Here is a 13,264-nt window from a genome sequence, read left to right as displayed (position 1 = left end):
GACAATCAGGCGACATGGCGCGCAGAGCCAGATCAGGTTCGCACTGGAAGCCCGGAGGGCAGGCCGCTCCCTCTCCCGCTTGAGCGAACGGTCGTCAGTAGAACTTGTGGAAATGATGGATCGGCCCGTGGCCGTGGCCGACGCTGAAGCGGTCGGCGGCGCCAATCGCAGCGCTGATCCAGGCCTTGGCGTTGCGGACCGCCTGCTCGAGCGCCTCGCCTCTGGCGAGACCCGCCGCGACGGCCGAGGACAGCGAGCAGCCGGTACCATGGGTGTTCTTGGTGGCAAGGCGGGGCGCCGCGAGCGCGATGACGTTGTCGGCATCCAACAGATAGTCGACGCTCTCCGCGCCCTCGCCGTGTCCGCCCTTGATCAGGACCGCGCGGCAGCCGAGCGCCAGCAGGCGGCGCCCCTGGCTTTCGATCTCGGCCTCGTTGGCCGCGACCGGTGCATCGAGCAGCGCAGCGGCCTCGGGCAGGTTCGGCGTGATCACCGAGGCCAGCGGTATCAGTCTCGTGCGCAACGCCTTGACGGCGTCGGAGGCCAGCAGCCGGTCGCCGGATGTTGCCACCATCACGGGATCGAGCACCACGTGCCGGGGCGCCCAGCGCGACAGCGCGGCCGCGATCGCGTCAATGCTGGCGGCCTGGGCCACCATGCCGATTTTCACAGCGCCGACATCAAGATCGGAAAACACCGCATCGATCTGCGCGGTGACGAACTCGGCCGGCACTGCGTGAATACCCGTGACGCCGCGCGTGTTCTGCGCCGTCAACGCCGTGATGGCGGAGGCGCCATAGACGCCGAGCGCGGCAAAAGTCTTCAGGTCCGCCTGGATGCCGGCGCCCCCGCTCGAATCGGAGCCGGCGATGGTGAGCGCCACGGGCGTCCTCATCGCGGGAGACATCTGCTTGATCCGGACACCGCCATGGCCTGTCCTAGCGCGATCGTGGAACACCAGCAAGCGCGACCAGCTGCAAGCGACGCTGATTCGCGACACCGCCGTGCTCCAGCGAAGCAAGCGGACGCGGCCGCAATCGTTCAGGCTTTGCAAAATGCAACCTCACCCTTCTCTTGGTGTGGTCTTGCCCCTCAGCGTGCTTCGCCGATGCGTGAGACGTCAAGTGGTGGACTGTCCGCCGCCGCCAGTTGAGGGCCGCCCGGACCCGAAAGTCCATTTGGCGCGGGAGCCTTGCGCGAAAATGTCGAGATCAGGACGAGCTCGGGCTCCGGCATGATCATGGCCTTCGGATCGCGCCCAGCTTGAATCCGGGCCGCGCGCATGCGCAAGCGATCGTGCTGACCGAGCCGTATCGCAAGGTCGAGCTCGCGCAGCGGCTCAGGGATGCATTCGCCGCGGCGGCCGTCACCTGCTGAGCGCCGGACCGACATCTGGCGGCAGGCAAGTTCGCTTGCTAAATCCGGCCGATTTTGGCCTATTAGCCGGCTAGATGTGCTTTCGGAGTGACCGCGATGGTTCCCTTTTTCGTCCAGATCAAATGCAAGCTCGGCCAGTCCTATGTGGTCGCCAATGCGCTCGCCGAAGCCGAGATCGCCTCCGAGATCTACTCCACGGCCGGTCAATACGACCTCCTCGTGAAGTTCTACGTCGACAAGGACACAGACATCGGCCATTTCGTCAACGAGAAGGTGCAAGTGCTGCCAGGCATCCAGGACACCCTCACCATCATCACCTTCAAGGCGTTCGGCACCGGCTAACGGGCGTCATCGATGCGGGATGAGTTTGGTTATATCGATGCGAGCCAACGGTTCACCTCTCCCGAAGGGAGAGGTCGGATCGCATCGATAGATGCGATCCGGGTGAGGGGTTACAGTCTGACGAGCTAGCCTTCATCACGCACTAGCTGCCCTGCTTGCGCTTGGGCGGGGTCGGGCCGTCCACCGGCGGCAGCGATTTGACGTAGTCCGCCATGGCCGCGAGATCCGCGTCCGGCAGTTGCGAGGTGTTCTTGATCACGCGCGTCATCGCGCCGCCGACGCTGTCGCCATCGGGCAGTTCGCCAGTCTTGAGGAAATAGGCGATGTCCTTCGCGCTCCACTCGCCAAGGCGCTTCTGGGTGATGTTGGGGACCCAGCCCTCGCCTTCCGGATTGGGCCCGCCGGCAAACCGCTCGCTCGCGATGATGCCGCCAAGCGCGTTGCGCGGGCTGTGGCATTCGGCGCAATGGCCCAAACTGTTCACGAGATAGGCGCCGCGATTCCATGCCGGCGACTTCGCGCCGTCGGCGACGAACGGCTTGCCGTCCAGAAACAAGAATTTCCAGATGCCGACATTGCGCCGGATGTTGAAGGGAAAACTGACGTCATGGTCGCGCACCTTTCCCGCAACAGGCGGTAGCGTTTTCAGATAGGCAAAGAGGTCGAGCACATCCTCACGCTTGGCGTGCCGATAGGACGTATACGGAAACGCCGGAAAATAGTGCTGCCCGGCCGGCGAGACCCCGTGCATCACCGCGTTAACGAAATCGGCGTCGGTCCATTTGCCGACGCCGTCATTGGGATCGGGCGAAATGTTCGGCGCGTGAAACGTTCCGAACGGCGACTTGATCGCGACGCCGCCACCGAGCCTGAGACGATCAGGCTGATTGGGAACGGCATGGCAGGACGCGCAGCCGCCGGCGTTGAACATCACCTCGCCATTGGCAAGATCAGGCGCGTGCGGCGGCGTGGTGCCCGCGGCTGCCACTACGGGCGCGCTGAGCCACCAATAGACGCCACCTGCGGCAAGCGCGGCAAGCAGCGCCACGAGAATTGTTCGTTGCAACATGCACGTCCATTCGTTCTTGCGGCGAACCTACGACCGATCTCCGCGCGGCTCCAGCCACGAAGAATTTAGCCCCGCCCCCGCCGGAGACGGGAATAAACTGAAACGTCGGCTGTTGGAAGTTTAGCAGCCCAAACGGGTTCAGCAGGGAGAATGTCATGAACAAGACCGTCATCGCCATGTCAGTGCTCGCGGCCGCTGCTTTTGCAGGGCCGGCCAGCGCCGAAAAGCTGAAAGCAACGCTCGACGCCAAGTCCGAGGTGCCGGCAACGACCAGCAGCGGCACCGGAACGGCCGATCTGGACTACGATGCGGCCAGCAAGAAATTGTCCTGGACTGTCACCTATTCCGGGCTCTCTGGCCCTGCCACAGCCGCTCATTTTCATGGCCCGGCCGAAGCGGGCAAGAACGCCGGCGTTGCGGTCGCGATCCCGAATGCGACATCGAGCCCGGTCAAAGGCGAAGCGACGCTCACCGAGGCGCAGGCCGCCGATCTGCTCGGCGGCAAGTACTACATCAACATCCACACGGCGGCGAACCCCGGCGGCGAGATCCGCGGCCAAGTGACGAAGTAAGCGCAAACGCTGCGTCGTCGCGGAAGGGCCGGGCGCAGGAGGGGCGCCCGGCCTGTTCGATTCTCGCCACGCTCAAGCCGCGTTCAGTGCCTGCGTGAGATCTGCGATCAGGTCCGACGGATGTTCGATGCCGATCGACAGCCGGATCGTGGAATCGAGGACACCGATTTTCCGGCGGATGTCGGCGGGAACGCCGGAATGGGTCATCGTCGCGGGGAGGCTGGCAAGCGATTCCGTTCCGCCGAGGCTCACCGCGAGCTTGAAGATCTGGAGCGCGTCGAGAAATTTGACCGCCGCGTCCTTGCCGCCGACGATGTCGAACGAGAACGTGGAGCCGGCCCCCGAGCATTGCTGTGCGAACACGCGTCCGGCCGGCGACGTATCCTCGTGGTGACCGAGATAATGGACCTTCGCCACCTTGGCGTGACCGCGCAAAAAGTCGGCCACGAGGCGCGCATTCGCATCGGCCTTCTCCATGCGCAGGCTCAGCGTCTCCAGCGACCGGTTGATCATCCAGCAGGAATGCGGATCGAGCTGGGTACCGATAGCGCCGCGCAGCGCCTTGATGCCCTTCATGATTGCTTTGGAGCCGAGCGCGGCGCCGGCGATCAGGTCGGAATGACCGCCGACATATTTCGTGAGCGAGTACAAGGAAATGTCCGCGCCATGCTCGATCGGCCGCTGAAACACCGGTCCGAGCAGCGTATTGTCGCAGGCGATGATCGGTGTGTGCCCCTGGCTCTTCCCGATCGTCTCGGCGACACGGCGCATCATCGCAATGTCGACCAGCCCGTTGGTCGGGTTGGCGGGAGTTTCGATCAGAATCATCGACACCCGGCCCTTGCGCATGGCCTCCTCCGAGGCCTGGCGGACCGCAGCTTCGTCAACGCCATCGGCGAAGCCGACGGCGCCGATCGACAGACGCGCAAGCGTGTTCGTCAGCAGGGTTTCCGTCCCGCCATAGAGCGGCTGGGAGTGCAGAATGACATCGCCTGGGCGGACGAAGGCAAGGATCGTCGTCGCAATGGCCGCCATGCCGGATGAGAACAGGGCGCAGCTCTCGGTGCGTTCGTAGATCGAGAGCCGGTCCTCGACGATCTCGCTGTTGGGGTGATTGAAGCGCGAATAGACCAGGCCCGCACCCATCCCTTCCGGCGGCTCGCGCCGGCCGGCGACGAAATCGAAGAAGTCCTGGCCGTCATCGGCCGTCTTGAAGACGAAGGTCGAGGTCAGGAACACCGGCGGCTTGATGGCGCCTTCCGATAGTTGCGGATCATAGCCATAGGTCAGCATCAAGGTTTCCGGATGCAGCATATGGTTGCCGATGTGCGTCTTCGACGGGAACGGTTTTGCCATGGCCTGTCTCGCTGTTGCTTCAGTTCCTCGCCGGGCGTTGGAACCCTGATGTCATGAGGCAGTCAGGCGCGAGATGCGCCAGCATGCAACAGCTCACATCAATGCCGCCGCGGCTGGAGCAAAGATAACCGCTCTCACGGCGATCCGTCAGGCCTTGCGGACCGATTTCCCCCTGGGCCGTGCGCCAACGCAAAAAGGCGGCTGCTTGGCAACCGCCTTTCTCGATTTCCCGTACCCCGGATGATGTTGGCGTCAGCCGTTCTTCACGCGGTAGGTCTCGTGGCAGCCGCCGCATTCCTTGCCGATTGCAGGCATCGTCGCCTTAAGCGAGTCGAGATCCTTGATCTTGGCCTTGGCCTCGCCGACGAGCTTGGCAAAGCTCGCGACCCTCGCGTCGAAGCCGGCCTTGTCCTCCCAGACCTTCGGCGAGATGCTGTAGTCGCCGTCGAGCTTCACACCCTTGGCGCTGGCCGGAAACAGGTGCGGCAGCTTCTTGGCGGTATCCTCGAACTGCGCCAGCGCGCTGTTCACCGTAGCCTGATCATAGGGCTTCTCGCCCTTGACCATCGCCGAAATCGCGCCGGCGTTCTTGCCGTTGCCCTTCATGAGGGTTTGAACTTCCTTGGCAGAGTCCTGCTGCGCCCAAACCGCGCCCATACCGAACAGGAACGCGCCCCCGACAACCAACGCTCGCTTCATTCGCAAAGTCCTTTTTCCATGATGCAGGATCGTGCCGACCCTCCTGAGGCCAACACCGGTCGGCAGGGTTCATTCCATCGCGTGAATCACAGGCTATGGCGCCGGTGGTGCTCGTTGATCGCGATCCACACCCGCTCGGCCGTTGCCGGCATGTCGATATGGTCGATCTTGTATTCGCGCCAGAGCGCATCGACGATGGCGTTGACGACGGCCGGACAGGAGCCGATCGCGCCGGCCTCGCCGGCCCCCTTGACGCCCAGCGGGTTGGTCTTGCAGGGGACGTTGTTGGTCTCGAACACGAAGGCCGGCCCGTCCGCCGCGCGCGGCACCGCGTAGTCCATGAAGGTCGCGGTGATGAGCTGGCCGTCGCCCGCGCCATAGACCACCTGCTCCATCAAGGCCTGGCCGATGCCCTGCATGGCGCCGCCATGCACCTGCCCCGCCAAGAGCAGCGGATTGAGTGTCTTGCCGAAATCATCGACGATCACATAGTTGACGATTCTGATGATGCCGGTGGCCGGATCGATCTCGACCTCCGCCAGATGCGTGCCGTTGGGATAGGTGCCGTCCGCGCTGGCGAAGGTCGCGCTGCCGTTCAGCTTCGACGGATCGGCGCCGGGCCGCTTGGCGAGGTCGGCGAAGGAGATCGAGCGGTCGGTGCCGGCGATCCGGATCACGCCGTCGGTAATTTCGAGATCGCCCGCGCTCGCTTCCAGCGCCTGCGCTGCGAACTCCTTCAGCTTCTTGCCCAGCTCGCCAGCAGCACGCTCCACGCAAACGCCGCCGGTGGGTATCGAGGCTGAACCGCCGGTGCCGAGACCTGTCACGATCTCGTCGGTGTCGCCCTGGCGGATGTGCACACGCTCCGGCGGCAGGCCGAACTGTTCGGCGACGATCTGCGCATAGGCCGTCTGATGGCCCTGCCCGCTCGATTGCGTGCCGATCAGGACGGTGACGTCGCCATTGGGATCGAGACGGACATTGGCGGTCTCCTCGCCCATCACGCCACAGATCTCGACATAGCTGGCAAGCCCGATGCCGCGGATCAGCCCTTGCTTCTTGGCCGCCTTGGCGCGCTTTCCGAACTCCTTCCATTCCGCGATCTCCATCGCGCGCTTGAGATGCGCGGCGAAGTCGCCGGAATCGTAGATCTTGCCGGTCGCGGTCTTGTAGGGCAGCGCTTTCGGCGGGATGAAATTCTTGCGGCGGATGGCGTCCGGCGTCATGTCAAGCTTTCGCGCGCAGGCGTCGACGAGACGTTCGATGACATAGGCCGCCTCCGGCCGCCCGGCGCCGCGATAGGCATCGACCGGTACACTGTGGGTGAAGATGGTGCGCACCCGGCAGTGGAAGGCCTGGATGTCGTAGAGGCCAGGCAGCATGCCGGCCCCGCCATGCGGGATGTAGGGCCCGAAGGTCGACAGATACGCGCCCATGTCGCCCATCAGGTCGCAATCCATCGCGAGGAACTTGCCGTCCTCGGCTAGCGCCATCTTCGCGGTGGTGACGTTGTCGCGGCCCTGCGCGTCGCCCATGAAATGCTCGGTGCGGTCGGCCGCCCACTTCACCGCCTTCTTCAGCTGTCGCGCGGCGACTGCCATCAAGGCGTATTCCCGATAGGGAAACAGTTTTGTGCCGAAGCCGCCGCCGACGTCGGGGCAGATCACCCGCATCTTGTCGGTGGGGATATTGAGCACGTTCTGGCAGAGGATGTCGCGCAGGCGATGGCTGCCCTGGCTGCCGACGGTGAGCGTCAGATGGTCGCGCTTGGCGTCGTATTCGCACACGGCCGCGCGCGTCTCCATGAAGCTCGCGACCACGCGCGGATTGACGATGGAGATTTCGGCGACTGCATGCGCCTTGGCGAAGGCGGCTTCGGTCGCTTTCTTGTCGCCGATCGAGACGTCGAACAGCACGTTGCCGGGCTTGTCCGGCCAAACCTGCGGGGCCCCGGGCTTCACGGCGTTCACGACACCGGTCACCGCCGGCAGCGGGCTCCATTTGACCTCGATCGCCTCGATCGCGTCGCGGGCCTGGTCGATGGTCTCGGCGACGACGAAGGCGACGGCATCGCCGACATGGCGCACCTCATCCTTGGCCAGGATCGGGTAAGGCGGGCCGGTGAAGGGATCCGTCTCGAGGTTGAATAGGCAGGGCAGATTGCCGAGATCCGCAACGTCATCTGCGGTCAGGATCAGCGCGACGCCCGGCAAGCCGCGGGCGCGGCTCACGTCGATCGTGTATTTGGCATGCGCGTGCGGCGAGCGCAGCATCAAGCAGCGGAGCGCGGCCTGCGGCGCGTAATCGTCGGTGTAGCGGCCCTTGCCGCGGATGAGTGCGTCATCCTCTTTGCGCAGCACGCTTTGGCCAACGCCGAACTTGATGGGAGCCGCCATTTTCTTTCCCGTTCTCATGGTTGTTTTGCCGGCATATTGCCGTGGAAAAACCGGCAAGGCAAACGGGTTTGGGCATGCAGGGTCCGCCAAACTCGTTCGCCGCCCTCACCTGTCAGAGCGGGATGGGCGCAAAGGTCGCAGCCCGGTCATTTTCCTGCGAAGATCGGTCCGGTTATTGGCATGATAGTTGCCGAACCAACCCCGCGGCGCACTCCTATGAACAAGCAGCCGTGCTGACCGCCGCTTGCTCGCAAATCGCATGTCTGCTTCTGACGCCGGTCAGTCACATCACACCACGGCTCCATAGATGCGTCGTGCTATCTCTCAGCCTATCGATAGCTCGTTGAGATGTGATGTAGTCGATCTCGCCACGCGTCAAGCCGATATCCATCAGCTCCCTATCACTCAGGTTCTGCAATTTGACTCGCGAGCCCTGGCGCCAGCGACGCTCCTGAAACGCACGCCAATATCGCTTGAGCAAGCCCGGGACGATTCGCGTCGATGCGGTCGTCGGTCCAGCAGCATACTGACCCGACAAAGCGTCGTCCGGCGCTGCAATGGACGCGTTGAAGTGCGCTGCCGCCAAAGCCTCGTCCATTGCCTCCTTCGCTAACACGATAGGCAAGTCGAGGCGGAGCGCCGCGCCATCGCGCTCAGTCCCGCATGGAATGTTCGTCAGTTGGGGTGGCATCGGATGCTCCTGCTGTTGAGCCGGCAGGGAGCGTGGCCAAACAAAAAGGCCCCGTCCGATGCCGGCGGGGCCTGGTGGAAATACGTCGTGGTCGATTCCTAGCGCACGACTCCTTCCACGGCCCGGCCGAAGCGGGTCATGTGGTTGAAGGTGACTTTGCGCGACGATTTGATCATGAGGTCCCAATAGCACGACAATCGTGCAAAATCAAGAGATGTGCGGAAGTTGATTGCAGCCTGAGGGCGAGCACAGCTCTAGCCATGCACGTCGGCCGCAGGCCGCGAAAAGCACCGGTCGCCCATGACGGCAGAATCGCCCCAGGCAGCGCCGGGCCTGCGGCATCACCGACGCCCTATGTCCGCTCGATAAGGTCCCAACGATTGCCGTAAAGGTCCTCAAACACCGCGACCATTCCATAAGGCTCACGGCGCGGCTCTTCGAGAAACTTCACGCCTCGCACTCGAAATGCTGCGTAATCGCGATCAAAATCGTCGGTCGCCAGGAACAGCAAGACGCGGCCGCCGCTCTGGTTGCCGATGGCCTGTGCCTGGGCCGGGTTCGCGGCCTTTGCCAGCAGAATGCCGCTCTCGGTGCTGCCAGGCGGCGCGACGACGACCCAGCGCTTCTCTTCGTCGAGACGCGTGTCTTCCCGAAGCTCAAATCCGAGCTTGTCGACAAAGAATGCAATCGCCTCGTTATAGTCTCGTACGACCACCGCGGTAAGGCTCAGATGTAGTCGCATGCAGAGCTACCAATTTGTTTCCACCTACGAACAACTGGTCGGAGCCACTATAGCTGGTTCAATCCTCAGTTGAGAACAGGGCCCTAACCGCGCACCAGCGAGACCAGCCAGCTGCGGCCGAACAGGACCAGGATCGCGAGCGCGTAGACGATGGTGCCGCCGACCGCGAGCAGGAGCAGCATCGCCTCGTCCCGGAAGTGCATCGCGCCCAGCCAAGAGCCGCTGAAGCGCGCAATCAGCCAGAAGGCGGCGGCAAGGATGATCCCGATTAGCAGGAATTTGATGACCGACAATAGCCAGGCGCGGTCCAGCACGAGAAAGCCTCGCCGCACGGCGAAGAACAGCACCAGCAGCAAATTGGTCCAGACACCGACGGCTGTTGCGAGCGCAAGACCAATCTGGGCGAGCGATCCCATCAGGGCAACCTTCAGGGCGACATTGACCGCAATCCCGGTCAGGGAGGCCCGGACCGGCGTTGCCGTATCCTTGCGCGCATAGAAGGTCGCGACCGCGCTGCGGATCAGCACGAAGGGGATCAGGCCGATCGCGTAGGCGGCGAGCGTTGCACCTGCGGTGGCCGCATCGGCCTTCGAGAACGCCCCGCGGGCGAACAGCGCGCGCATGATCGCGTCAGGCACAGTGATGAAGGCTGCGACGAACGGCACTGAGAACAGCAGCGTGAAGTCGAACGCACGGCGTTGCGCCTTCATCGCACCGTCGTGGTCGTTGGCCGTGATCCGCCGCGACATCTCTGGCAACAGCACCGTGCCGATGGCGATGCCGATCACACCGATCGGCAGCTGGTTGAGGCGGTCGGCGTAATAGAGCGCCGACAGCGCGCCTGCGGGCAGGAACGTCGCGATAATGGTATCGGCGAACAGCGCGACTTGTGTGCCCATCGAGCCCAGAGTCGCTGGTCCCAGCGCTTTGAAGAAGCCACGGACGTCCTCATCGAGCCTGAGCGGTGCGAAGCGCGGCAGGCCGCCGTGGCGAGCCAGATCGCCGGCGAGCAGGACATATTGCAGGAAGCCAGAGATCAGCACGCCCCACGCCGCCGCGTGCCCTGCGGTCGGAAACCAGGCGGCGACCGCCAACGTCATCATCATCGAGATGTTGAGAAAGATCGACGCCGCTGCGGCGCTGGCAAAGCGCTGCATCACGTTGAGCATGCCGCCATAGAGCGTCACCAGCGTGATCAGCAGGAGATAGGGAAACGTGACCCGGGTCAGCTCGATCGCGAGCTTGCGCTGCTCGGCATCGTCGGAAAAGCCCGGTGCAAGTATGCTCATGGCTTGCGGCATGAACAGCCAGGCGACGATCAGCAGCACGATTTGCGAAGCCAGCAGCAGCGTGAAAATGCGGTCGGCAAACAGTCGCGCTGCCCCCTCCCCGCATTCGCCGTGAACATGGGCATAAGCCGGCACCCAGGCCGCATTGAAGGCGCCCTCGGCGAAGATCGCGCGGAAATGATTGGGCAGCCGCAGCGCCACGAAGAAGGCGTCGGCCACGGGGCCGGCGCCCAGAATCGCCGCGAGCATGATGTCGCGGGCAAATCCCGTCACCCGCGAGAGCAGCGTGTAACCGCCAACCGTGAAGATGCGTCCGAGCATGCGGACTGTTTTAGAGCATGGCGAGATCAGGTCTAGGTGCAAACCGCAGCGAAGGTGTGCTCCCTCCCCCGCTTGCGGGGGAGGGTTGGGGAGAGGGTGGATCGACGACGAAGACTCCCCCAGAGGAGAGAACCCTCACCCGCGCCTTCGGCGCGACCTCTCCCGCAAGCGGGAGAGGTGAAAAGCTCAGCCCGCCAGCGCACCGCGCACGGCGGCGATGACCCGCTCCTGGTCCGCTTCAGTCAAATAAGCGTGCATCGGCAGGCTGATGACGTCCTGCGACAGGCTCTCGCAGCCGGGCAGGCCGCCTTCTGCAACCGGATAGTGCCTGTAGGCGGTCTGCTGATGCATCGACTTGCCGTAATAGATCGCGGTCGGCACGCCCTGGGCCTTCAGCGCGGCGGCAAAACCGTCGCGGTCGGTGCCTTCAGGCAGGCGGACGGTGTACTGCGCCCAGACCGATGTGCTGCCCGGCGCCAGGCGCGGCACGGTGACGACATTGGACAGGCCACGCGCGTAACGTTCCGCGACCCTGTTGCGGGCGGCGATCTCGTCGTCGAAAATCTTCAGCTTCTCGATCAGGATCGCGGCTTGCATGGTGTCGAGCCGGCCGGTCAGGCCGAGGCGGACGTTGTCGTATTTGTCGACGCCCTGCCCGTGCACGCGGATGCTGCGCAGCGTCGCGGCAAGCTCGTCGTCATCGGTGAAGATCGCGCCGCCGTCGCCGAAACAGCCGAGCGGTTTGGCCGGAAAGAAGCTGGTCGCGGTGGCGAGCGCGAGCGTGCCGAGCTTGCGGCCTTTGTAGCTCGCGCCGAACGCTTGCGCGGCGTCGTCAAGCACGAACAGCCCTTCGGCCCTGGCGATTTCGGCGATGGAATCGTGATCGGCAGGCTGGCCGAACAGATCGACCGGAATGACCGCGACGGGCTTCAGCCCCGCCTTGCGGGCGGTCACGATGCCGCGCTTCAGCGATTCCGGGCTCATGTTGAAGGTCGCCTCGTCCACGTCGACATAAACCGGCGTCGCGCCGGTCCGCGCCACCGGCGACGCTGTCGCGATGAAGGTGAAGGACGGACACAGCACGGCATCGCCGGGCCCGACATTCTTCGCCATCATCACCATCAGGATCGCGTCGGTCCCGCTGGCGCAGCCGATCACGTGCTTGGCGCCGCAATAAGCCGCAAGCTGCTTCTCGAGCTCGAAGACCTCAGGGCCGTTGACGAACTGGCAATGGTCGAGAACCCGCTTCACGGCGGCATCGAGCGAGGCGCCGAGCCGGCGGCGCTGCGCGCCGACATCGATGAAGGGAATGGGATCGGAACGCAGATGCTGGTTCATGGCGCTTTGCTGGTTTCTCGCGAAGTTGAGAGGTCGACATGGATAAAGAATTAGCCGGCGACGCGGCGCGGGGCCTTGCGGGCAGGCGCCGTGGCCGCGGGCCGCGATGGCGTCTCCAGGCACCGCGTCGCGATCTCGAGGCTGGCGACGCCTTCGTCGCCGGTCACCGCCGGCGTCTCGCCGTTAGCCACTGCCTTCAAGAACGCGATCAACTCGGCGCGGAGCGGCTCGTCATGGCCGACCGGCAGATGCCGCATCGAATAGCTGCCGTCAGGCTTGAAGCCGAAGCATTCGGTGACCTGGCGCGTCAACAGATCGCCCATCACGTATTTGCCGCGCGTCGCAACCGTGACGCTGCGCGCCTTGAACGGCGTCAGCCAGTTGGTGTTGATGTGGGCGAGCACGCCGCTCTCGGTGCGGAATTGCAACAGCGCAATGTCCTCGCGCTCAGCGACCGCGCTCGACAGCTGCGGCTGCACCTCAACGATGTCGGACTCGGTGAACCAGCGAATCAAATCGATATCGTGCACGGCAAGGTCGATGACGACGCCGACATTGGACATGCGCGGCGGGAACGGGCCGACGCGGGTAATCGCGATCGACAGGATGTCCTCACCCGCGATCGCCTGCTTGACCGCGGCAACCGCCGGATTGAAGCGCTCGACATGACCGATCATCAGCGTGACGCCGGCCTTTTGCGCGGCGGCGACGATCTCACGGCCCTCTTCGACCGTCGATGCGATCGGCTTCTCGACAAGCACGTGGATGTTCTTGGCGATGCAGGCGAGCGCGATCTCGTGATGCAGATGGGTCGGCGCCGCGATGGTGACGGCATCGGCGCCTTCGGCGAGGAGCTGGTCGAGCGTCTCGAAGCCCGGGCAGCTCGCAAGCTCGGTGGTGCGCGTCCGGTGCACTGGTGAAGGATCGACGATGCCGACCAGGCTGACGCCGGGGAGGCCGCTAAGCACGCGCGCGTGGTTGCTGCCCATCACGCCTGCGCCAATGACGCCGACACGCAGGCCGGCCTTTGCCGGTGCAGACCCTTTGGAACTCATCTGATAGAACCCCGATT

The 13,264-nt window shown here is 64.2% G+C and carries 12 protein-coding genes; 2 read left to right on the top strand and 10 right to left on the bottom strand.

The annotated features are described in order from the left end of the window. Positions 1–94: 94 nt before the first annotated feature. Positions 95–895 carry a bifunctional hydroxymethylpyrimidine kinase/phosphomethylpyrimidine kinase gene (thiD, locus tag IVA78_RS31745; protein WP_247469418.1) on the bottom strand — a complete coding sequence of 267 codons (801 nt, stop codon included), beginning with the start codon at positions 893–895 and terminating at the stop codon, positions 95–97. 578 nt (positions 896–1,473) lie between these two features. On the opposite strand from thiD, the gene IVA78_RS31740 reads away from it, so the two are divergent. Continuing rightward, positions 1,474–1,719 (top strand): Lrp/AsnC family transcriptional regulator, encoded by a 246-nt coding sequence (locus IVA78_RS31740; RefSeq protein ID WP_061878884.1) that lies wholly within the window; start codon positions 1,474–1,476, stop codon positions 1,717–1,719. A 142-nt stretch (positions 1,720–1,861) separates the two neighbouring features. On the opposite strand, the gene IVA78_RS31735 is transcribed toward IVA78_RS31740, so the two are convergent. Then, entirely contained in the window at positions 1,862–2,788 is a 927-nt protein-coding gene (locus tag IVA78_RS31735) for a cytochrome c (protein WP_247469385.1), read from the bottom strand. A gap of 155 nt (positions 2,789–2,943) precedes the next feature. Between IVA78_RS31735 and IVA78_RS31730 the strand changes: the two genes are divergently transcribed. Next, positions 2,944–3,360, top strand: a complete 417-nt coding sequence (locus IVA78_RS31730) for a CHRD domain-containing protein (protein ID WP_247334382.1) — start codon at positions 2,944–2,946, stop codon at positions 3,358–3,360. A 72-nt stretch (positions 3,361–3,432) separates the two neighbouring features. Here IVA78_RS31730 and IVA78_RS31725 read toward each other — a convergent pair whose 3' ends face one another. The 8 genes from IVA78_RS31725 to IVA78_RS31690 all read right to left on the bottom strand — a co-directional run bounded on the left by IVA78_RS31725 (position 3,433) and on the right by IVA78_RS31690 (position 13,247). Beyond that, positions 3,433–4,716 carry a cystathionine gamma-synthase family protein gene (locus IVA78_RS31725; protein WP_247469384.1) on the bottom strand — a complete coding sequence of 428 codons (1,284 nt, stop codon included), beginning with the start codon at positions 4,714–4,716 and terminating at the stop codon, positions 3,433–3,435. 252 nt (positions 4,717–4,968) lie between these two features. Continuing rightward, positions 4,969–5,415, bottom strand: coding sequence for a cytochrome c (locus IVA78_RS31720; RefSeq protein WP_247421985.1), 447 nt, complete (start codon positions 5,413–5,415; stop codon positions 4,969–4,971). Positions 5,416–5,501: 86 nt separating this feature from the next. After that, a complete protein-coding gene (locus IVA78_RS31715) occupies positions 5,502–7,811 on the bottom strand; it encodes a xanthine dehydrogenase family protein molybdopterin-binding subunit (RefSeq protein ID WP_247421989.1) in 2,310 nt (769 codons plus the stop codon). 283 nt (positions 7,812–8,094) lie between these two features. Further along, a complete protein-coding gene (locus IVA78_RS31710; RefSeq protein WP_247300206.1) occupies positions 8,095–8,502 on the bottom strand; it encodes a DUF1127 domain-containing protein in 408 nt (135 codons plus the stop codon). Positions 8,503–8,854: 352 nt separating this feature from the next. Continuing rightward, a complete protein-coding gene (locus IVA78_RS31705; protein WP_247421995.1) occupies positions 8,855–9,244 on the bottom strand; it encodes a VOC family protein in 390 nt (129 codons plus the stop codon). A gap of 83 nt (positions 9,245–9,327) precedes the next feature. After that, on the bottom strand, positions 9,328–10,854 hold the full coding sequence (gene murJ, locus IVA78_RS31700) for a murein biosynthesis integral membrane protein MurJ (protein ID WP_247421997.1): 1,527 nt from the start codon (positions 10,852–10,854) through the stop codon (positions 9,328–9,330). Between the two features lie 186 nt (positions 10,855–11,040). Continuing rightward, a complete protein-coding gene (locus IVA78_RS31695; protein WP_247421999.1) occupies positions 11,041–12,192 on the bottom strand; it encodes a DegT/DnrJ/EryC1/StrS family aminotransferase in 1,152 nt (383 codons plus the stop codon). Between the two features lie 50 nt (positions 12,193–12,242). Continuing rightward, entirely contained in the window at positions 12,243–13,247 is a 1,005-nt protein-coding gene (locus IVA78_RS31690) for a Gfo/Idh/MocA family oxidoreductase (protein WP_247422000.1), read from the bottom strand. Between the last annotated feature and the right edge of the window lie 17 nt (positions 13,248–13,264).

The sequence above is a fragment of the Bradyrhizobium sp. 137 genome (assembly GCF_023074095.1).
GTDB lineage: Bacteria > Pseudomonadota > Alphaproteobacteria > Rhizobiales > Xanthobacteraceae > Bradyrhizobium.
This window is presented reverse-complemented; position numbering and strand designations above follow the sequence as displayed.